This is a genomic window from Chitinophaga sancti (assembly GCF_034424315.1).
In the GTDB taxonomy this organism is placed as follows: Bacteria; Bacteroidota; Bacteroidia; order Chitinophagales; family Chitinophagaceae; genus Chitinophaga; species Chitinophaga sancti.
This window is the reverse complement of sequence record NZ_CP139972.1, coordinates 2,842,272-2,863,044: the sequence shown is the minus strand read 5'-3', so window position 1 is coordinate 2,863,044 and position 20,773 is coordinate 2,842,272. Positions and strand designations below refer to the sequence as shown.

Below are 20,773 nucleotides of genomic sequence, written 5' to 3'. Positions count from 1 at the left end.
AATTATGAAAGCGAAAACCGCGATCTACATAGTAGAAGAACACCATGAAGCATACCTCGTATGGAAGCATGCACAGCACCGTATGAAACGGACGGGCAATATACTCGTGCATATCGATGAACACTCTGATATGGGCATCCCTTTCCTGAATATGCCGGTGCCGGGGGCAACTGTTGATAGCGCGGAGGTGGCGGATTTTACGTACAATGAATTGGGTATTGCCACCTTTATCATACCAGCTATTTACGAAGGCATTTTCAAAGATATATACTGGATCAAACAACGGCATGGACAAACAAACCGGTTAGCGCACAAGATGTATGTGCGCTCTCAGAATAACAAAGGAACGTTCCTGGCAGGTGGTCAGGAAGCCGTGTTAAACCGGTATGATGACCAGGCAAAGACAAAAAGTACCAGTGCTATGCGCTATCGTTTTTATAAACAACATATCAGCGATATCAAACATTTTGGGCCCGTGGTGCTGGATATAGATCTTGATTACTTCTCCTGTATCCAGAATCCATTGCAACGGGAATTGCGTGTTGAGATCACAGCGGAAGAATATGCCTCTTTTATGCGTACGCCTTATCATCGTATTCGTTTCTTTGATTTTGGGCGGGTGGATGCGGCTTGTGAGGATGGCCGTTATTATTATTACTTTAACCGTATACAGGATCCCCGTGAATCTCCTTTAAAGGTGAGCCAGGAGACGATACAGCGACGTATCGACCAGGTGATCGCAATATTGGAAGAGCGGATCCAAAGACCTTTATTGATCACGATCTGCAGGTCCCGCAACAGTGGGTACACACCCCAGGATCAGTGGGAGTTTATTGAAACGCAGCTGATAGCATCCCTGCAAAGAATCTATGACGTAGCATCCTGTACCCATGTGCAAGAAATCATTCACCAGGATATCCCTGTGTACGGTATCAATGAACCGGCTGTTCACCCTGAAGGAAACCTTGCCAGGTAATATTGCCGCCTGCAAACAATATCCCAATGCTGAAGTCGTATTACTGGATTACAATTCTGACGACGGACTTAGTCAATGGGTATATGACCACTTTCGGGAGTATATAGCACAGGAACTATTAGTGTTTTATCAGCTGATAGATCCACAACCCCGCTTCTTTTCTCATGCACATTCGCGTAATATGGCTTTCTGCCTGGCGACTGGTGATATCCTCTGTAATGTAAATGCGGACTATCATATCGCTGCTGAGGACCTGTGCTACATGAATGATAAGATGCAGCCGTCGGACCCGCTTGCATTAATTGCTCATCTTGACAACTCGGAGCGGGATAACCTCGGCCGTTTGTGCCTGCGCAAAGAAGATTTTGAACTGATCGGTGGTTTTGATGAGCGCTTCAAGAGTTATGGATATGAGGACATTGACCTGAATATGCGGCTGAAAATGGCTGATGTGCGGATTGAATATATGCCTGCGCAATTTGATAATGCTTATGTGGATCATGAGGATCGGAGCCGGTTAGAAAATAGTTACGACTATCACCATTTAAAAAGAGCTTTCTTACGCAAGATGGCACCTGGTAGGACACGTGTATTGTTCTTATATGACGACCAGCATATAGAGGCAGGTACTTTAATAAAGTCAGGTCACAATTTTCCGGATATTGAAGAGGAGGGATGGCTGCGGGGCCAATGGCTACAGGCGGGGAAGGAGATATGGCTGGAAGGTTTGGGAACAAGCACCCTGCGTTACCGGGAAGGTAGCTCTCAGCTGATACGTGAAGATGAAATATATGAAGAGGTGACAGACATATCTTCCTTCCAGGAGATACTGTTTAAGAAGTCGATCATACAAAACTACCAGTTAATGAAGAACAGGCGACGAAGTGAAAACTTCCGGGCTAATGCGGATGGTTTTGGAAAAGGAGTCGTTATTAAAAATTTCTCTGAAAAAATTCAACTTGGATAAATGAAGTTATTATATGCCTGGTTGTTAAGCTGTTGCCTCTGTGTGTCCGTTGCTCGTGCACAGTGGACGGCGGTCTCTTATCCTGCTGAAATAGTGAATAAATGGACTCCGGACGCTTTTGTGAAAAGTGCTGTTCGTTTTCCTGATCTCAAAGATAGCCTGGGTATTCTCATCAATGAAAAAGGAACCCGTCTGCCTGAAGTAGCCAACAAGCTGCTGTCAGATGCAGAATGGGGGTCCGACACTTTCCTGTTTAAGCAATTGTTGCCGGCGGGAACACTGTCATTCAATTATGATGCAGGTAGGCTGAACCTATCCTACTACACGCAAAATGTAAAGAAGATTATGCTTGCCTGCCAGGGAATAGATGGCAGCTGGCACTATAAAGAAATACCTGTGGCATACGATGGATTTCAGCCCCCGGTAGCTTCCTATATCAGTACCTGGGAGCATAGCAATGGTGAGGCCTTTGAGGAGGAAAATCTTGCTGTGAAGTGTTTTATGCTGTTATATGTACCGGTGAAACCTGCGCAACGATCAGCGATGGTAGTGGGAGAACTTAGGGTAGATGAATTTCGTATCCGGCCAGGACGCAATGTTTTTGCCTGGATCGATAGTCTGACGGGGCAGCCACAGGAGACTTATACACGGATGTTTGGTAATTACTCTTCTTACTTTTATGAACATGGTACTTCTGCCCGCAGGCAGGTGGTGCCGGTTTCTTTTGAGGAGTTTGGATTGGAAAAAGGCTACCTGACCGGCTATGTTAATTTTATTGGTGACAGTAGTCATGATGCTGAAGTAAAGCTGCTGGCAGGATTGATGCGGTCGTTTACAGAGCTGTATCCTTATGAAAAACAACGGGCGGTCAATAGAGCAGCAGCACAGGCAGCACTGGACAGTGTATTTAAAGATAGTAACAGACCTTATCCCGCCTTGTTAGCAGACCTCAAAATTACTTTTAAGCGATGTTATAGTGATCCACACCTGGATATTACCTTGCCCCTCCTACCTGCGAAACCGCGTAGTGCAAGGTTGCGAAATGGGCCTTTGCGGCTACGTACCATTGGAGATGATGTAGTCGTGGCAGCAGTGTTAAATGACCAGTACCGGGACTCTATTCAGCCCGGCGCTAAAGTAGTTGCACTTGATGGGCTGCCGGTACCTGCCACCGGAGATCCGAATTTACTTTTATTCCGTAAGGAAACAGATACCCTGCATATCAGTCTTGCTGATGACAGTACTACGAAGATCAGGACCGTTCATATACCTTATACCCTGCCTGTGCGTGCCGGAAGTAACTTTTCGCCCCAGCCCGGCGTGGAATGGTTATCAAAGGATATGGTGCTTATCAGGGTGGGCAACTGGAAAGGAGACGAGTACTATTGGTTTTTGAATGCCTTCTATAACCGGCCCGGCATAAAGGGTGTAATCATCGATCTCAGGGGTAACGGCGGCGGCTATAGTGCAGACGTGATGAAAACGCTATCCTTATTTGCAGACCAGGCATACAGTCTTGGCAAGCGGCATTATCCCTGGTTTGACGAGTCCATGCTGGTGACGCCGTTACCACTTCCTTTCCGGTGTAACCCGATGGCAAAGGTGGTGATACTGGCAGATAAAGGAACTGCCTGTGCAGCAGAGATGTTCATACTCGGGATGAAAAGACGGCCTAATACATTTCTTGTAGGTGATTCGCCAACGATGGGGGCTATTGCAAGCCCTGTTATTTTTCATTTTCCATCCGGATTATTGGTGCAGTTGCATACCACCTTCAGGGAGCTGGTATTTGACCCTGCACTGTATACTGAAGGAAAAGGAATTATGCCGGATATATGGGTGGCGCGTACCCATGCCAGGGACCTGGCCCCTTACCAGGATAAACTGTTGCAATATGCTAAGCAGTTGATCCAGCTTTAAAATACATGTTCAATAAATAAACCCGAATCCATGATAAAGTTCAGCCATTATAATGAGTTAATACCTATCCGGAGTTCCGGTGATTATCTTTTATATAATATCATCAGTGGTGGATTGCAGGTGTTGACCAATCGCCTTGGAAAGGTGGTCAGCGAGCTATCGGTGTTGCCGGAATTTACACCAGCGGCTTATCCTGCGTTGGAAGAGGAGTTATCCAGGCTGGCATCACTTGGTTTTTTTGTAGATAACCAGCTGGATGAAATCGCTAATTATCAGCAAAATTATCATAACAGTCAATTACGTAAGTATACTGATAATTCGCACATCGGCTTGACGATCGGTACTACCATCACCTGTAATATGGGCTGTCCGTATTGTTTTGAAGTGATCAAACCCAATAAGAGCCTGCGTGACAAGGAGGTGGTAGAAGGAATTGCGGCTTATATTGAAGATATGATCCAGAGAGCGCCTGTTAAGAAGTGGTCTTCTCTTTCCATTGTATGGTACGGTGGCGAGCCGCTGATCAATAAAGAAGCTATACGCCAGCTTTCAGCACATTTTATACCGCTCTGTGAGAAGTATAATATCGCTTATGATGCATCGATCATTACGAACGGGATCCTGCTTGACAGGGAGAATTGGTTTTTCCTGAAGGAAAACCAGGTGAAGGATGTGCAGATCACCATTGATGGGAGTAAGGAGGTGCATGATGTGTACCGTCCATTGAAGAGCCGTGGTGGTAAAAATTATGAAAAGATACTGGAGCACCTTTCTATGATGCCGCTGGGTATGAATGCGAATATCCGTATCAATACCGACAAAAGAGTGGCGGCTACTTTGCCTGCCCTGCTGGATGATCTGCAGGCATATGGCATCTGGCCACAGCGGTTCAGGGAGGTATCTATCAAGCTGGCGTGGATGCGTGCGTATAAGGATGCTGATATCGCAGATCTGCGCTTTATGACCCAGGAAGAGTTCTTTGAAGCAGAACATGCTTTTAGTGAATTGCTCATTGAAAAATTTGCCAGCTGGCCCGGACATACAAATGTGAAGCCACCGAAGCTGAAATGGAAATTTCCTGAGAAGCAAAGTGACTGCGCCACTTATGTATCTCCCTATAGTTTTACATTTGATACAGAGGGTACGATACATAAGTGTTGGGAGACGATCCATGATACGCGTAAGTCATCCGGCCAGCAGGTGTTTGCCAGCTGGGATCCGGAGGATTTCAGAAAATACCTGGATTATAATCGTACCACAGTCCATCCTACCTGCTACAATTGTAAGTTTAACCCGGTATGCGAAGGCTTGTCATGTGCATATGATACATTGAATATGCTGAAAGAAAATGAACTTCCCTGTACGGCCTGGAAGACGCAGCTACCGGCGTATTTTGAAAAGATGTATGACCTGATGCAGGAGAATGAAGATAGGGTAGTGATAGCAACTCCAAAGAATACTGCGCACCAGACCCATGCTAACAAATAATCACTTATCTATGGAGTTAGCCGCTATTTTGCAACAGGTGCCGGATTATAAAAGGGTGTATCATGATACTGTGATACCTCAGCATCTTCAGTATTATTTTATCAATAGGCAGCATGATCTGAAGGCGGCTTTTAACAGGGATAAGGCAGCTTATCTCTCTCTCAATACGGCGAGTTACCGGTTGTCTGTATTTCTGAAGGAGATGCTGAACCGTGTACAGCCGGATATTACTTTCAAGACGGCTGCCGATGTAAGTATGGGCGAATGGGGGCATAGTTTTGAAACGGGCAGGGTGTATGAGTCGTTTTTGCATGCAGAAAAAGTGTGTAGCCTCTTTCAGGAGCATGGTTATGCCGTGCACGAATGGATAGTGGAAAAGAAGGAGCTGGCAGCCGGGTTTATTAATATTTCCTATTGGGTAAAGGCGGCCTTTCAGTTCGAGATATTGATCGCTATAGATCACCTGTGTACATTTGTTGCAAACAGTATTTCCTTCCTGGCTGACCAACCGCATTTGGCCTACTATATCAAGGAGATGACCATTGGTACGAAGGAGCAGTACTATGGCGGAACTGTATTTAAGGCGATCAAGATCCGCCTGATCCCGGAGGTGGTCTGCAGCAAGCGGAACCCGGTGGTGAAGGAGATCAGTGAAGCTGTATTGGCCTGGCAGCAGCAAAGCCATGAACAGGTGGTTGCGCAGCGACCTTATGCTATGAAAGTGGGAGATAATGTATCCATCTCACAGGGCAATTTTAACTATAAACATTTCCTTTCCTTACTGGGTATTCTCAATAAGGTATATGACGATACGTATGATTATGCATACCTGTTAAACACATAAATATGCCTGTAGTCGCGATAATAGATGAAGGTGTGTTGATGGACAGGGTGAGTGGGATCAGGGAAGTTAATATTTATGAGTCAGCAGCGGGTAATATTAATGATAGCAACGTGTTTCATGGTACCAATATCGCCCATGTGATCAGGCAGGTTTATCCTGCTGCTGATCTGTTGTCTGTAAGAATGGTACCTGATGACAAGATCAATGTACCCTTATTATGCAAGGCATTGCGGTATTGTGCTACGCAGGACGATGTCCGGATCATCAATATCAGCCTGGGTATACTTGGTACTGAAAATCCCTCCGCTGAGTTGCTGGAATGTTGCCTGGAATGTCATCAGCAGGGAAAGCTACTCGTAGCAGCCGCTCATTTTGATTGTTCGAAGTTATGCTATCCGGCAGCCTATCCATTTGTATATGGGGTAGGGGCTGGCCTGATACAGGAGATAGATCGCTATGTTTATATTGGCGACAGTTATATTACCGTGCTGGCGAAAGGCGTTCATCAACGATTGTTGTATGATCATGACCGGCAGGTGATCAGGGGAGGAACCAGTTATGCGGCAGCTGCTTTTTCAGGTATTTTGTGCAGGCGGTTGGCTACAAGTGAAGTAGTGGCAATTGAGGATGCGGGGGTAGAAGCCCTTAGTCTGCATTACCAGAGCAATCGATCACCTGTTGGTAATAATTATTTAACATGGAGCAATGAGGACTACAAAATAGTTTCGTATGCCAGCCATTTAGAGGCTGTGAAAGGTGTTCCTGTATTGTTCAATATGAGTTTCTTTGTGCCTGAAATGCATGTCGTTCCGGGAGTTCCGGCCTTAAAGCCGGTGTTATCACCAAAGCTGTTTGATCATGTAGATACCTTACTGTTAGGTAATTTTTTTAATACCCGCTCACTGTTGAATGTATATTTCGGGTATGCGCTTATAAATTATTTTATAATAAATAATGGGAAGTTTTTAGTTTTGGACCCATATATTGCCAGCGTGATCAGAAAGTCAATATTCTTATCGAAAGTGGCATTCTCCGGCCAGATTGTGTTATTGGAAACCCATACTTAATTTTTGAAAATGCTCTCCACTTTTTTGCAAAAAACCATTAGGATCTACAAGAGTAATAGGTTGCTTTTTTTAATTAACACGCTGGGATTATCTATTGGCATGGCGTCGTTCATTATCCTGATCCTTTGGGTGACCAAGGAAAAAAGTTACAACACTTTCCTGAAAAATGATAGTGTTTACCAGGTAGTGACCAATTATACTGTAAATGGTGGAGTGCGGTCAGCCAGGTCTACATCGCTGCCACTGATCCGTGCAATGGGGCCGGGGGTAGCTGGTGTGGAAGCTGTTGCTTATACAAAACCGGTTAGCGGAGGTCTGATTAAAGCGGCCGGTAAACAAGCGCGGTCAAACGGGCGGTATGCCAGTGCCGATATTTTCAGGATCTTTCCACAGCCATTCCTGCTGGGCACTGCTGATGTAGCATTGACCGACCTTTCTGCCATTGTTATTTCTTCGTCATTGGCTGAGCGGTTGTATGGAAAAGACTGGCGTACGCAGTCGGAGAATAATGTGCTTGCGTTGAACCAAAAGGAATATATGGTGAAAGGTGTATTTGAAAGCTTTCCTGAGCATTCGACTTTCAGCAGTGATTTCTTTATTCCGATGGAGAAGGATACCAATGAGCATATCGGCAGTTATAATTACGAAACGTATATAAAGCTGAATGAAAAGGCAAGTGCTGCTAACGTAGTAAATAGTATCAATAAAAAAATAGCTGGTCTTTCTGCTGTATCGATCTTGCTTCAACCTTTCAGGGATATTCATCTGTATTCAAATTTTAATAATGGGAAGGTCGATGGAGGCCGCATATTATATGTTCGCCTGTTCATGGTTGCTGCGTTTTTCCTGTTAGGTATGGGTTGTATCAATTTTATGAACCTGTATATTGCCAGTTCATTTAAGCGTACCAAAGAGCTGAGTGTAAAACGACTGATCGGGGCTGGCAGGGGTACTTTGGTATGGCAGCTGATCAGTGAGGCTTATATCACGGTGTTTATATCCGTTGTGTTGTCATTGCTGCTTACTTTCCTGCTGTTGCCATTTATCAATGAATACCTGTCCGAAAACCTTCGTTTCCCTATACAATCGTGGCAGTTCTGGTTATTTATTTTGGGCGTATTTATGGTGACAGGCTTACTGGCCAGCGTGTATCCTGCTTTGCGGCTTACTTCCTTCAGTCCGTTGAGCGTGTTGAAGAGCCATCAGGGGGCTAAGATTGGCGGTATTGGCATCACGAAGATCCTGTTCACCTTACAGTTCTTTATCTCCATATTCCTGATATATATAGCCTTTACGACGAACAGGCAGGTGCGGTATCTGCTGGATAAGGATCTTGGGTATAATAAAGAAAATATTATTGGTAAGAAGTTAAGTCCGGATGAAGTGCAGAAGATAGACTTGTTGAAACAGGAGCTGGCGGGTAAGAGTTTTGTAACGAGTGAGACCTTTTCGAGTTCGAACCTGATCAGTGGTACACCGATGACCGGGGATGTGGCATGGACTGGTAAGACGCCGGCTGATAGTGTAAGGTTTGCCGTGTTGTATACGGATAAGGACTTTGTAAAGACGTTTAAAGTAAAATTGCTGACAGGTAATGCCGGCGCGGAATTTGGTGCTGATCTGCCGGTGGTGATCAACAAAAAAGCGGCAAAGATCATGGGCGGGGAAGTGGCGATACTCAATAAAACGATCAATGTATTTGGCAATAATTGCCGGGTTACCGGCATTGCAGATGACTTTAACTTCACCTCACTGTATAATCCTATTGATCCGTTGATCATTGCAGATTATCCTTCAGAAGCTGATTATATCTTTATACGTCCTGTGCCTGGCCGTGAGGCTGATGCGATCGCTTACCTGGAAAAGCTGGGACGGAATGATAGTGGCAAGCAGGAATCTTATTTCTGGGTAAAGGATTCATTGGATACCTTGTACCAGGATGAAGCGAACCTGGGCAGACGGTCATTTTTATTTAGCATTGTATGTATCCTGATCGCGATGTCTGGTTTCCTGGGGCTGGTTAATTTTTCTATTATCAAGCGCATGCGGGAAATGGGTATCCGGAAAGTGTTTGGCAGTTCACAGCAACAGATGTTATTACTGATCTTCAAAGATTTTTTGCAATGTATTGTGATTGCCGTATTGATCGCCATCCCGGTATCTTATATGTTCCTGAATAACTGGCTGGATAAATTCCCTTATCGTATATATCTGCACCCTGTCTCATTCCTAATCCCGCTGGTATGTATGGGCTTTATTATATTCCTGGTCGTTTTGTTTTATTCATTCCGGTTGGAGAAGATCAATCCTATCCATGTGTTGAAAGAATAATCATTTAAAATATTGTCTGCATGGTCATCCCCGAAACGCTGGAAAGTTACCTGCTTTCTGAACTGAGAGCCCGTTTGCCTGTACCGCAGTTGTTTACAGATGAATTGATCAGACTGAACCTTTTATACCTTTTTTCGCAGGATGATAGTGCCAGCCTTCAATGGGTAGCTTTTATCGAATCCAGGTTTGAGATATCCATACCTGATCATGAGGTAGATTACTTTTTTTTCAGTAGCCTGGAGCATATGGCGGCGGTGATCATCCGGCATTCTCCAGCAGTTTTATAGTATTGTTTATGACATTCCTTCCTCTTTTTCCGCAACAGCGGAACATCATCCGTGCGTCTACTCCTGAGGAGTATATAGACAGGTCTCAGCCTGTATTGTATGATGGTGTGATGCAACAATGGGCTGCGTACCCGAAGTGGAATATTCTACACCTGGCAGATAAGTTTGGCAAATGGAAGGTGTCGGCAGACCGGAAGATGAATGGTCAGGTGAGTTATATACAGACTGAGATGGCGGCTTATGCGGACTATATTTATAATACGGCTGATGAGGTGCCTTATTATGGGAAGTCTACCCTGCACCTTGAGAATAATATGGTGGGGGAATACCAGGTGCCTGCTGCATTTCATTGCTGGTATAAGGATTATTATACAACCAGGGCATTGACACGGCGCATAGAGTTGTCATGCCTGTACTTTGGTCCAAGTGGGGCCAGGAGTAATTTGCACCAGGATATATGGGGATCGAGCTTCTGGAATGCATTGTTTGAGGGAAAGAAACTATGGTTGTTCTTTCCACCGGAGCAGGAGCACTTGATCTATAATGGGGAGTTTGACCCTTTGACGGCAGATCCTGCCAGTTTTCCGATGCTGAGAGATACAACCCCTGTGGTATGTATACAGGAGCCGGGAGAACTTATTTATTGTCCGGCCAATATCTGGCATTGGGCGATTGTATTGAAGCCTAGCCTGGCCCTGTCAGAGAATTTTATTAACGGGGAGAATTACCAGGTCATATTACGGTTCTTTGAGAAACAGGGGTATGCAAATGCTGCAAGGAAAATGCAGGAAATTGCTGGTATCTATTTAAACAAGTCCTAACAACAATTACATATGGAAACCCGGAGTACGATCTGGAAGCGATTTTTCGTCTTCCTAAGGCCTTATATCAGGTATGAAGCACTGTTATTGTTGTTGATGGTACTTGGCAATATGGCGGCCCTTGCATCTCCTTATTTTTTGAAGATCATTATAGATCATGCCCTGGTAGAAAAGAAGACCGATATGCTCTTTGGGATATTGTCTGTCATACTTGCCACTTATGTATTCAGGGTGGTGTTGGGTATGGCGGCAGAGTATATGTACAGCTGGATCAGCAACCGGGTATTGAATGATCTGTCCCTGCGCTTGTTCAATCATGTGATACGATTACCGATGTCGTTCTTTAAAGAGAGGAGCCTGGGTGATCTGATCCACCGGATGAACAACGAGGTCAATAATGTACGAAATGCACTTACTGGTGCCCTGATCAATTTTATCAATAACGGTATTACGATTATAGGCCTGATCACATTGATGTGTATACTGGAGGTGAAATTATTCCTGGCAATATGTCTCATCTATCCGTTGTTGTTCCTGACCATCAGACGTTTTCATCCGCGTATCAAAACGATCACCGGCAAGGTGAGAAAAATGGAGTCAGCCATATTGGGGCATCTGACTGAGCGGGTATCTCATATCAGGTTTATTAAGTTGTTCAATACTTATCTGTTTGAAGAAAAATTATTGAAGGACAGGTTCATGTCACTCATCAAATTGAACATGAGTGGTACACTGGTGTTATCCGGTTCAAAAGGCATCAGTATTTTCCTGCTGGCAATGGTACCTCTTATCACACTTGGATTGGGGGGGTATAGGGTGATTGCCGGTGTGATGACGATTGGTACCTTGATCGCATTCCTCCAGTACGCCAATAAGCTATATGATCCTTTTCAAAACATTGTGTCGTTGTATGCGGAGCTGATCAATACATCGGTATCCTTATCCAGGATCTTTGAATTGCTGGATCATCCGGTACAGTTTAGTGATGGTAATTACATAGAGCTGGAAGGGGAGATCGCCCGTATAGAGCTCAATGGTGTTTCGTTTGCACACCAGGATAAAACTGTGATCAGGGATTTCAATTTTACGTTTGAGGCGGGACGGCATTATGCCATTGTTGGCAGCAGTGGCGGTGGAAAGTCTACCATTGTGGACCTGTTGTGTAAGTTCAATATTCCGGCAACTGGTCAGATACTGGTGAACGGGCAGGACTTGCAGGATATAGATATGGAGCATTGGATGCAGCGGCTGACGGTGAATAGTCAGGGATATTTCCTCTTTAACGATACGATCGTAGAGAACATCCGTTATGGAAAGCAGGATGCCACGGAAGCGGAAGCAGCGCATGTATCGCGGCTGGTACGACTTTTCAATGACCATCAGGAGTACAAGGATCGCATTGATACCATGATTGGTGATAGCGGTGTGAAGTTGTCAGGAGGGCAGAAGCAGAAGATGTCGTTGGGCAGATCCCTGTTGCGCAAAACAGAATTGTTGATCATTGACGAGGCATCGTCAGAAATAGACTCAAAAAGTGAGGATATCATTTATAAACACATTTTCGAAAGTGGTAAGTTTCACACTATCATACTTATATCACATCGGCTCAGCACCCTGAAGCATGTACAGGAGATCATCTGTATGGATGCCGGGGAGATCGTAGAGCATGGCACAATGTCAGCGCTGATCAATAAGAGAGGCCATTTCTACCGGCTGTTTGAAAGCCAGTTACATCCTGCAGCGCAGCAGGTCATGTAATCTCCCATTGTTTTCTTTTTTTTAACACATAAACCTTCATTGTAATGACAAATCAAGAAGAAAGCAAGCAGCTTGCTGAACCAAAAGACCTTGGTAAAGCTGTAGAAGAAGTATCCCTGGAAGTACTGGAATCCCTGTGCTCTGGTTTTGCAAGACGCCCTCGCGGTTGCGGTTCTTACTCTTCAGTAGGTGAGAACGACGATATCCTGTTTTAGTCGTTCGTTAAATTTTAGAGGAGAGCCTGTAAAACGGGCTCTCCTTCATAATCTGTTGTTATGTTGTTACAGCTGTTACTATTATTTACATATACGTTGTTCCCTGTCACAACCACGGAGGAACCGGATCATAGTGGAACATATACTTACGATGTGAAGCATACACCATATGGTGACTTTGCCGGCAGGATCGTAGTAGAAAAAGAAAAGAAAGGATATAAGGTGGCGATCATCAATGATAAGGGAGAGAATTTCAATGCAGTGGTGACCCGTCAGAAATCGAACCGGATTGTGTTGAATACAAATTTTGAACATATGGATGCTGTGCTGTATGGTTACTTCAAAGGTGATAAGCTGATTGCGAGGATTGAGGGAAAGGGAGATCCGTTTCTTTATAAGCTGATCGCCTGGAAGTGAACCGACTGTTAATCACCCCTAAATGATTTTTATGCGCCCAAATGAACCATTGCTATACGCGGCTACTTCTGCCAACCTGTACAACTTTGCAGGGAATGCTGATTTTGACAGGCACCCGGAATTGTTTAGAACTATTTTGAGTAATTCGTCGAAGGCATTCAATGATCTGTTTGATTTTTCTGTTGATGATGTATCACTGATAGATGAGAAGCATGTGTTCAGGGATCTGAAGACCAGTCCAAGAATTTTTATCAGTTTTCATACCGGCTCTTATTATGCATTGCCAGCATGGTTGCTGAAACATGGGCATGATGTGATCGTGCTATCAGATACCCAGTCTGTGAAAAGCGGTGATTTCAATGGTGTAACGGAGCTTTACAGGAACCGGTACCAGAATAACTGTCATGTAGAGCTGATCAATGTAGAAAAGCAGGGTGCGATCTTTAAAGTGATAAAAAGGATAAAGGCGGGTGCTATTGTTATTGCATATATAGATGGCAATAAGGGGATCGGTGGGCAGACCATGCAAAATGAAAATATGCTGACCCTTGATTTTCTTAAAGGAAAGGTGAAGGTAAGAAAAGGCATGGTGTACCTGTCCTGTCTGACGGGGGTGCCGGTTCAATTGGTACTGAGTCATGAGGAGGATGGCGCGAGCTGTCTGGCATGCTGTGGTGAGTCATTTTCTGCTGAAGGAGAGGATAGGGATGTATTTGCAGGTAAGGTGCTGCAAGCGATTATGCACCAGTTTGGGCATCATGTGTCAAAATATTATACCCAATGGGCGAACTGGCCATATGTACATCACTGGTCATTGATCGACGCATTTACAGCAGGTGAATCGGCTGAAGATCTCCAATGGGATATTAATGGGCAGTGGATGCTGCACCTTTCACATTGCTGTCCGCTAAAGTTGAATGATAAGTATTATGTTTTTGACCGTACCCGTTACTCATTGTTCTTGTTGGATGAGCAATATATCGGGTTATTCTCTTATAAAAGTACGCCGGCGGAGCGGGTACAGCTGGCCGCCCGTATTATCGAAAGTGATCCTGCCATGACAGCGGAACTTTTGTCGTGGCGGGTAATCAGTCATTTGTAGGATTTTATTAAAAGCACATATATGATCATATACCGTATACCATTGGCAAATAACCAGGAGATCAGTGGCCCCGTACAACCAGCTGTCACCCTTCAGGGAGCACACCCTGCTATCACTGATATTGCGCACGATGCTGTGCGTACCCCATTGAAGATGGACAAAATCTGGCATAAAGGCCGGTATGGTTTTGAACTGCCCCAATCAGATACTGAAAACTTTTTATTGCATTATGCTGCCTGGGAATTATTTGCGGCTAGTGGGGAAGACTGGTGTATGATCGTCGAAGCGTCTGTACGCCTGGAGGCTGATTATGCAGATATATTAGAGCGGATCAGCGCATTGAAAGATGGATGGGATGTATACTTCCCGTTTGACAGAATGAAGATAAGAGAAGCAGAGAGAACGTACACCACTCATCACAACAATTCGCTGCTCAATCCCAACAGGAAGGAAATTTATGATTTTCTGCCTTTCCTGTTAGGATATTGCTGGGGAAGCAGTATTTATTTTTTAAGCAGGCAGGGTGTGGGTAAGCTATTGGCGATCCAGGAGATTAAGCAGAGAGTGGACGATGAGATTGTAAGCATGTCTTACAGGAAGCAATTGCAGGCGTGTTTTGATGAGGTGAACTGGTTTGATTATAATCATCAGCCCAAGGTGGTAGCGGCGGACAGGAACAGGGATATATTGCATGCTATTATGGATAGTAAAAGGTGGACGGCAGACTCTAAGGATCAGATCAGAACGATATTGCAGTGGATGAGTGAAGCGGCAAAGCAAATAGGTGTGGACCTTATATTGCAGGGTGGCACACACCTTGGCTATATTCGCCATGGGGGCATTATGCCATGGGATGACGATGTGGACCTGGGTATTGAGGAGCAGCACCTGGAGGCATTTTTAGCAGCCATTGCAACGCATACGCCACTCAGGACAAAGATACACCTTGAGGCGGCTACAGATAGTACCTTCTATAAGCTGTGGCTGGATGATGGTACGCCGATAGATGAACATACGCATAACTTTCCATTTGTAGATCTCTGGATGTATACCCGGGTGGGAGATGACCTGGTATTTAGAAATGGGATCGTTTGCCCCAATTCAGGAAAGTACCCATTCCAGGATGTTTGTTTTGAAAATGCGGCGTTAAAGATGACTGCGAACTCGCTGGAAGTGCTGGATAGCAGGTACAGGACCTGGAGAACAGGAATTCGTGTATACAACTATTACCACAGCCGGGAAAAGAACCAGGGGTTTGCATTGCGGGTGTCCATATCTGTCGATGAAAATGGCCGCATGATACTACCATGAATGTAACGATCATCGGGAAAAACAATAACGGTGGGCTGGAGAAGGATAGGCTTGTGCTGACAAGTTTGTTGGAGCAGCAAGGTATAACTGTGGATTTTCGGGATCTGCAGGAAGATTTTATGCCATTGGGGCTGGATACAGATGTGTGTATACACCTTGAAATAGTGGATATACAGTATATGGGAAAGGTGAATGTATTCATTCCTAACCAGGAGTGGTTTTACATTGAATGGTTGCCCTGCCTGGATAAATTCGATGCTGTATTTTGTAAGTCCAGGTATGCGTGCGAGATTTTTAGTCATTACCATCAGCGGGTGATATATACAGGATTTACTTCTATAGATTGTTATGAGGTTGGGGAGAAGGTTATGGAAGGGTTCCATGCATCCGGGTCTTCCCGTGCCAAGGGCAGCAGGTACCTGGTAGATGCGTTGGAAGGATATAGCCGGTTCCGTTTTCATATCACCAGCAGTTTTATACATGAGGCTCCATTTGTAAATGAGCGGATTGTTTTTCATGGCATGCTGCCGGAAGTGGCATTTAATGCATTGAGGAACAGGTGTCTCCTTCATATTTATCCATCATTGGTAGAGGGGTTTGGACATGCTATCAATGAAGCGAAGGCTGTTGGTGCAGTTGTGCTTACCACGGGGCAGGCGCCTATGAGTGAACTGATCGCGGCTCCATTGATTCCGTATGCAAAGAAGTACCGGATACCAGGCAGGCTGGGAGAGATTGTTGAAATCAGGCCGGCGGATATCCTGGCTGTGTTGGAGGATGTGCTGCTCCGCGATGATCTGTATGATATAGGAAGGAAGAACCGGCTGTCATTCCTGGAGAATGATCAGGCATTTAAAGCCCGGTTTATGGAGGCGTTGTGTGCATTATAATATTGTTATGTATTGGCTATTTTCGGAAGAAACGATTATACTTGCGCATTCATTTATAACCATATGAAAAGACTTGTTGATCCAAAGTTCACTTTATTATCATTGTTGCTGCTGTGTACCTGTACCAGCCTTTTTGCGCAAATGCTGAAAGGAACTATGTATGATGCGCAAACCGGGGAGGTCATTCCTTATGCCAGTGCAGGTGTAAAGAACAGGAGCAGGGGAGGGATTGCCGACAGGAATGGGGAATACACGATCAAATTGTCCGGATTAGCACCGACCGATTCCCTGGTTTTCAGTCATATAGGGTATGCTACGCTTATATTTCGCGTATCGGATATTGATACTGCCGGTCGCCTGGATGTAAAGCTGGTACCGCGTGCTACTTCACTCAGTGAGGTGACGGTAAGTGTACAGCGGGAAATGTTGATGCTGGGCAGTGATAAAGCCAGCAGCCGGTATACAGGTTGGGGCGATTACAGCAGTTCCAGGGGCAGAACAAGGGGATTGCAGCTTACGCCTGACAAGCTTCCTTTTAAGGCGGTGACTTTTGCGTGCAGGATGAAGGAAATGACGTTTGACAGTGTAAAAATGCGATTGAACATTCTTGGGAAAGTAAAGGGAGAGCCGCATTTGCAACAAATACTGCAGCAGAATATTTATTTCAATATTTATAAAGATGCGAAGTGGGTGACAGTTGACCTGACGCCCTATAAAATTGTGCTGACGGACACTGTTGTGCTGGCAGTAGAATGGGTGGATGCCTGGATGCCGGCAAAGACAGCTGGTGGTAATAGTTGCCAGTTGACGATTGCTTTAGGGAAAGACATGGGTTATTTTTATGAGCGGAATACGCCTAATGAGCGCCCTGTGTTGCGTCAGTCTATGGAACTGCCTGTTATGTACCTGAAGGGATATAAAGTAGGTTCAGCGGACAAATAGTCCATTAGCATTTGTGCGGTGATATGCTGCACCTCGCCGGCAGTTTGCTGAAAGGTGGTGATATCTGCCGGACTATTCTCCAGGGATACGAGGTGTTGGTTTACGATCACCGCGCAATGCACCAATGAATGCCTCCACCAGTTGTAGGGCAGGTATGCTTCGTCATGGGCTTGTATACCGGTGTATACCAGCAGGAAAGGAACATGCCTGTTTTGTGTGTGTCCATTATTGACCAGGTAGGTCAATGCCCCGTTGGCCAGGTGGAGGATACCTGTACAGGGGCCGATCACCAGGCGGGTGTAGCGGCTGGCTATCAGGCTCATATCTTTTCTAAGTCCCATGCCACTGACAAAGATCACGTTATTATATTCGGCAGCCGTTAAAAACGGTTGTATGCTTTCTTCTGTATTGCCGCCTGGCACATCAAAGATCACTACTTTTACCTTCTCTTTTTGCAGGAGTGATTGCAGCAATTTCACAAACTCGTTGAACAGTATTACTTTTTTATCTTCTGTTGATCCATTTTGTAGTATGACCAGGTAGTCGTCCTGGCAAATGCCTTTGTTTTCCAGCCATGTATCTGCCGTGGCTATTTCTGATGGGGATATGTATATTTCCTTATCAGCAGCGGGATTTCCCGAAGCAATACTGTTTTTGAAGAATTCCCATCCATATCTGTCGTCAAAATCATCCTGCTTCAATGCGGTGATGGTGTATATAGCTGTGTGTTGTAAAACTGTATCGTACATAGGGGCTATGTACAGCAGGAATTGGAGTACGAGGTCGCCTTCTACCAGTATGAGGTCGTAGTGAGAGAGATCGAGTTGCTCCCATGGCAGGCAGCTGATGCTGACGTGAGCGCCAAATGTGGTGGTATATAATTCCTGCAGGCGTGGTCCTGTTCTCTGGTTATTGCAATTGATAACGGTTTCTGTATAATCGCCACAATGCCGGAGTACTTTTTTATAGAATCGGACCCATACGGTAGAATCTCCGATAAAGAAGCTTCTTTTGTAGTCGTCCAGGATCAGGATCTTGCGGATGGGGATGCGCTTATTATTTTGCGTGATCTTTTGGAGCAGGGAATGGAAGCGTTGTTCTTCATCTTCCCGTTTTCTACCTATATATGCCTGTATCAGGTCTTGTTTGAATGCATGTAGTGATCCAAGCTTCAGTGTGGAGGATACTTCCCATATACTGCCCTGACGGAACAGTGTGGATACTGTTTTGAAGATGGGGGTAGGTGCTTTGTAGGCAGGGTTTACCAGTGAATAAATATGGTCATGACTGAGTTGTGGATGGTGGGTATGCAGGTAGGTTTGAAGGGTCAGTTCATAATCAAAATGACAGATAATGCGATCATAAGATGGAAAGTCTATATCGCTCCAGGAGCGGTGAATAAGGAATCGGTCTGCATAGTGCTGCAGGTAGCTGTCGGGATGCCAGAGTGTGCTGTAACTTATGCTGGATCTGTCATTGAAATGGATGATGTGTGAGAAATGATCTATCAGGAAAAGTGTTGTATAGAGTTGTGTGATCATTGGGGCATGCACTTGTTGGTGTTTGATCATGTCCGGATAGTCTGATAGGATCAGGATTCTTTCAGGTGGCATCGGGGTGCTTTTATACGTATTTAAGATACGTGATTTTAAATCAAATTGTAGAGGGTGTCTTGCTGTTTTTTATAAACAGCAAGACACCCTCTACAATTTATTAGTTTTCGATAGCAGGATTAGGTCTTATAATAATACTGTGGTACTTTTTTTATAATCGAGACAATAGGTAAGTGTTTGTAGTCTCTATATTGATTTTTGTTCTGCGCAATGGCACGATTATATTATTACTCCAGTCTTGTAATGCCTGGTGTAGTTTATGCTACACTTTATAATAACTGGGAGCCGTATTCTTCATAATCGAGATTATAGAGATGGAGCATTGGGGCAATCTATGGTAATCCTACGGATCTGTGTCGAGGCGACGTTGCTTGAATATTTTGAAAATGACATAAAAAAAAGGCCACTCATTAAGAGTGACCTTTTGTGCCCCGGACAGGAGTTGAACCTGCACGAAACTTGCGTTCCAAGGGATTTTAAGTCCCTCGTGTCTACCAATTCCACCACCAGGGCAAATTTTTTAAGTCAAATATGTAGAGGATTTTAAATCCCGTGTGTCTACCAATTCTAACACCCGGGTATCCTCAAAAAAAAATCCAAACTGCAAGCAATTTGGAACTTTGTTTAGGGAGCGGAAGACCGGGCTCGAACCGGCCACCCCGACCTTGGCAAGGTCGTGCTCTACCAAATGAGCTACTTCCGCTTGTTAAAGAACTTTATTTCCCTCAGAAACAACCTGTTGTTTTTTCGTTGGGATTGCAAAGATAGGATTTGTTTTATAAAAACAAAAAAATCTTATCCTTATTTTTTGAAATTTGTCTCTCGTCCTCTCGAAACCGCTCCCAGCAAAGTATTAAAGTAAAAAAAAAGACTGCGATGTCGCAGCCTTTTCTAAAAATCTTTAAAATTTATATTTATACCTGACCACGCCCACCTGTACTTTCTGCTTGCCATACACATCCTGCCCTTCTAACAGGTTCATCTCATTATACGTATTTCTATAAATGACATAATCCCTGGTTTGCGCATTCACGGTCGTCGTTGCTCCAATCCTGTTCTTTGCATCATAGTCAAACACATAATCAGGCAACATCTTCTGTTTGGAAGGGTAGTAACGATAAATATCCGTCAGCAATCCCTGGTCATTGTATTTATAGTAGATCTTTCCTTTGCCCGTTTCCTGCTCTTCCACCACATGTCCCGCACTATCCAGCACAAACTTCACCGTCGTGGAATCCCCCAGCTTTTCCCCACGGAAATGGATCATTCTCGTCGGTCGGTTCAGAGAATCATACACATACCTCCTGGTTTCGGATATCGTGTACTTATTTCCGGGATCTTCTGTTTTTACGTAGATCTCCTTGATATTGTGCGAGGAATCGTATTTGTCGTAGGTGTAAATGGTCGTAGTAATGATACTACGGGTACTGTCAATAATCTTGGTCAGATGCCCTTTGTTATTAAAGTAAGTCCGCATAATAGAACGGCCTGTAGCGACTGAGGCCGTTACCGTTAACAGCTGCCGGTAGTTGTCAGAGAAATCACGTTCACTCCTGAAGTCATAATCTGTTTTTCGCCCTTCAGCGTCAAAACTGGCTACTATCTGAGACACTACCTTGGCGTTTTTATAGTTGGCCTGATTTTCCTCTGTCTGCTTAGTATTGAGAATATCCAGGTAGTAGAACTGGGCCTGAGCCCCCGTGTATAGTACCAAAAATATGGCTATGGCAAATAAAGTTTTTCTAGTGTACATATTAAATGCAAAAATAATGATTTAGGGGATGTTACGCATAAAGGATTTGTAAATTATTGAAATCCAGGTCC

General features: G+C 44.6%; 18 protein-coding genes and 2 tRNA genes. 16 read left to right on the top strand and 4 right to left on the bottom strand.

The window, feature by feature from the left end:
* Positions 1-4: 4 nt before the first annotated feature.
* The 16 genes from U0033_RS10930 (at position 5) to U0033_RS10855 (ending at position 17,336) form a co-directional block, all read left to right on the top strand.
* The gene (locus U0033_RS10930; RefSeq protein ID WP_072356701.1) at positions 5-976 is read left to right on the top strand and encodes a peptide arginase, FlmR/OhkR family; all 972 of its coding nucleotides are present in this window, start codon (positions 5-7) and stop codon (positions 974-976) included.
* Complete coding sequence (locus tag U0033_RS10925; RefSeq protein ID WP_072356702.1) at positions 936-1,943, top strand: glycosyltransferase family 2 protein; 1,008 nt, start codon at positions 936-938, stop codon at positions 1,941-1,943. The genes U0033_RS10930 and U0033_RS10925 overlap by 41 nt, the downstream gene beginning before the upstream one ends.
* The gene (locus U0033_RS10920) at positions 1,944-3,863 is read left to right on the top strand and encodes a S41 family peptidase (RefSeq protein WP_072356703.1); all 1,920 of its coding nucleotides are present in this window, start codon (positions 1,944-1,946) and stop codon (positions 3,861-3,863) included.
* A 30-nt stretch (positions 3,864-3,893) separates the two neighbouring features.
* On the top strand, positions 3,894-5,351 hold the full coding sequence (locus U0033_RS10915) for a radical SAM/SPASM domain-containing protein (protein WP_072356704.1): 1,458 nt from the start codon (positions 3,894-3,896) through the stop codon (positions 5,349-5,351).
* A 10-nt stretch (positions 5,352-5,361) separates the two neighbouring features.
* On the top strand, positions 5,362-6,195 hold the full coding sequence (locus tag U0033_RS10910) for a hypothetical protein (protein WP_072356705.1): 834 nt from the start codon (positions 5,362-5,364) through the stop codon (positions 6,193-6,195).
* 2 nt (positions 6,196-6,197) lie between these two features.
* Positions 6,198-7,262, top strand: coding sequence for a S8 family serine peptidase (locus U0033_RS10905; RefSeq protein WP_072356706.1), 1,065 nt, complete (start codon positions 6,198-6,200; stop codon positions 7,260-7,262).
* A gap of 99 nt (positions 7,263-7,361) precedes the next feature.
* Complete coding sequence (locus U0033_RS10900) at positions 7,362-9,593, top strand: ABC transporter permease (protein WP_072356707.1); 2,232 nt, start codon at positions 7,362-7,364, stop codon at positions 9,591-9,593.
* Between the two features lie 20 nt (positions 9,594-9,613).
* Positions 9,614-9,880 carry a hypothetical protein gene (locus U0033_RS10895; RefSeq protein WP_072356708.1) on the top strand — a complete coding sequence of 89 codons (267 nt, stop codon included), beginning with the start codon at positions 9,614-9,616 and terminating at the stop codon, positions 9,878-9,880.
* Between the two features lie 8 nt (positions 9,881-9,888).
* Positions 9,889-10,701 carry a cupin-like domain-containing protein gene (locus U0033_RS10890; RefSeq protein ID WP_072356709.1) on the top strand — a complete coding sequence of 271 codons (813 nt, stop codon included), beginning with the start codon at positions 9,889-9,891 and terminating at the stop codon, positions 10,699-10,701.
* Between the two features lie 12 nt (positions 10,702-10,713).
* Positions 10,714-12,459: an ABC transporter ATP-binding protein gene (locus tag U0033_RS10885; protein ID WP_072356710.1), complete on the top strand. Its 1,746-nt coding sequence runs from the start codon at positions 10,714-10,716 to the stop codon at positions 12,457-12,459.
* A gap of 44 nt (positions 12,460-12,503) precedes the next feature.
* Entirely contained in the window at positions 12,504-12,674 is a 171-nt protein-coding gene (flmA, locus tag U0033_RS10880) for a FlmA family RiPP peptide (RefSeq protein WP_177318517.1), read from the top strand.
* A 60-nt stretch (positions 12,675-12,734) separates the two neighbouring features.
* Positions 12,735-13,091 (top strand): hypothetical protein, encoded by a 357-nt coding sequence (locus U0033_RS10875; RefSeq protein ID WP_143150572.1) that lies wholly within the window; start codon positions 12,735-12,737, stop codon positions 13,089-13,091.
* Positions 13,092-13,122: 31 nt separating this feature from the next.
* Positions 13,123-14,193, top strand: coding sequence for a lysophospholipid acyltransferase family protein (locus U0033_RS10870; protein ID WP_072356712.1), 1,071 nt, complete (start codon positions 13,123-13,125; stop codon positions 14,191-14,193).
* Between the two features lie 21 nt (positions 14,194-14,214).
* Positions 14,215-15,504 carry a LicD family protein gene (locus U0033_RS10865; protein WP_072356713.1) on the top strand — a complete coding sequence of 430 codons (1,290 nt, stop codon included), beginning with the start codon at positions 14,215-14,217 and terminating at the stop codon, positions 15,502-15,504.
* Positions 15,501-16,394: a glycosyltransferase family protein gene (locus tag U0033_RS10860; RefSeq protein WP_072356714.1), complete on the top strand. Its 894-nt coding sequence runs from the start codon at positions 15,501-15,503 to the stop codon at positions 16,392-16,394. Before U0033_RS10865 ends, U0033_RS10860 begins: the two co-directional genes overlap by 4 nt.
* Before the next feature lie 63 nt (positions 16,395-16,457).
* Positions 16,458-17,336 (top strand): carboxypeptidase-like regulatory domain-containing protein, encoded by an 879-nt coding sequence (locus U0033_RS10855; protein ID WP_072356715.1) that lies wholly within the window; start codon positions 16,458-16,460, stop codon positions 17,334-17,336.
* Here U0033_RS10855 and U0033_RS10850 read toward each other — a convergent pair.
* The 4 genes from U0033_RS10850 to U0033_RS10835 form a co-directional block, all read right to left on the bottom strand.
* Positions 17,273-18,949, bottom strand: coding sequence for a glycosyltransferase family 9 protein (locus U0033_RS10850; protein ID WP_072356716.1), 1,677 nt, complete (start codon positions 18,947-18,949; stop codon positions 17,273-17,275). The two genes, U0033_RS10855 and U0033_RS10850, sit on opposite strands and share 64 nt — an antisense overlap.
* Before the next feature lie 427 nt (positions 18,950-19,376).
* Positions 19,377-19,462 (bottom strand) — tRNA-Leu (locus U0033_RS10845).
* A 117-nt stretch (positions 19,463-19,579) separates the two neighbouring features.
* Positions 19,580-19,652: transfer RNA gene (locus tag U0033_RS10840), tRNA-Gly, on the bottom strand.
* 198 nt (positions 19,653-19,850) lie between these two features.
* Complete coding sequence (locus tag U0033_RS10835; protein ID WP_072356717.1) at positions 19,851-20,702, bottom strand: RHS repeat domain-containing protein; 852 nt, start codon at positions 20,700-20,702, stop codon at positions 19,851-19,853.
* Positions 20,703-20,773 lie beyond the last annotated feature (71 nt).

What these genes read in the sequence shown, in the direction of transcription:
- U0033_RS10930 (WP_072356701.1), top strand. Translation starts at nt 5, where the DNA reads ATGAAAGCGAAAACCGCGATCTACATAGTAGAAGAACACCATGAAGCA.
- U0033_RS10925 (WP_072356702.1), top strand. Translation starts at nt 936, where the DNA reads ATGAACCGGCTGTTCACCCTGAAGGAAACCTTGCCAGGTAATATTGCC.
- U0033_RS10920 (WP_072356703.1), top strand. Translation starts at nt 1,944, where the DNA reads ATGAAGTTATTATATGCCTGGTTGTTAAGCTGTTGCCTCTGTGTGTCC.
- U0033_RS10915 (WP_072356704.1), top strand. Translation starts at nt 3,894, where the DNA reads ATGATAAAGTTCAGCCATTATAATGAGTTAATACCTATCCGGAGTTCC.
- U0033_RS10910 (WP_072356705.1), top strand. Translation starts at nt 5,362, where the DNA reads ATGGAGTTAGCCGCTATTTTGCAACAGGTGCCGGATTATAAAAGGGTG.
- U0033_RS10905 (WP_072356706.1), top strand. Translation starts at nt 6,198, where the DNA reads ATGCCTGTAGTCGCGATAATAGATGAAGGTGTGTTGATGGACAGGGTG.
- U0033_RS10900 (WP_072356707.1), top strand. Translation starts at nt 7,362, where the DNA reads ATGGCGTCGTTCATTATCCTGATCCTTTGGGTGACCAAGGAAAAAAGT.
- U0033_RS10895 (WP_072356708.1), top strand. Translation starts at nt 9,614, where the DNA reads ATGGTCATCCCCGAAACGCTGGAAAGTTACCTGCTTTCTGAACTGAGA.
- U0033_RS10890 (WP_072356709.1), top strand. Translation starts at nt 9,889, where the DNA reads ATGACATTCCTTCCTCTTTTTCCGCAACAGCGGAACATCATCCGTGCG.
- U0033_RS10885 (WP_072356710.1), top strand. Translation starts at nt 10,714, where the DNA reads ATGGAAACCCGGAGTACGATCTGGAAGCGATTTTTCGTCTTCCTAAGG.
- flmA (WP_177318517.1), top strand. Translation starts at nt 12,504, where the DNA reads ATGACAAATCAAGAAGAAAGCAAGCAGCTTGCTGAACCAAAAGACCTT.
- U0033_RS10875 (WP_143150572.1), top strand. Translation starts at nt 12,735, where the DNA reads ATGTTGTTACAGCTGTTACTATTATTTACATATACGTTGTTCCCTGTC.
- U0033_RS10870 (WP_072356712.1), top strand. Translation starts at nt 13,123, where the DNA reads ATGCGCCCAAATGAACCATTGCTATACGCGGCTACTTCTGCCAACCTG.
- U0033_RS10865 (WP_072356713.1), top strand. Translation starts at nt 14,215, where the DNA reads ATGATCATATACCGTATACCATTGGCAAATAACCAGGAGATCAGTGGC.
- U0033_RS10860 (WP_072356714.1), top strand. Translation starts at nt 15,501, where the DNA reads ATGAATGTAACGATCATCGGGAAAAACAATAACGGTGGGCTGGAGAAG.
- U0033_RS10855 (WP_072356715.1), top strand. Translation starts at nt 16,458, where the DNA reads ATGAAAAGACTTGTTGATCCAAAGTTCACTTTATTATCATTGTTGCTG.
- U0033_RS10850 (WP_072356716.1), bottom strand. Translation starts at nt 18,949, where the DNA reads ATGCCACCTGAAAGAATCCTGATCCTATCAGACTATCCGGACATGATC.
- U0033_RS10835 (WP_072356717.1), bottom strand. Translation starts at nt 20,702, where the DNA reads ATGTACACTAGAAAAACTTTATTTGCCATAGCCATATTTTTGGTACTA.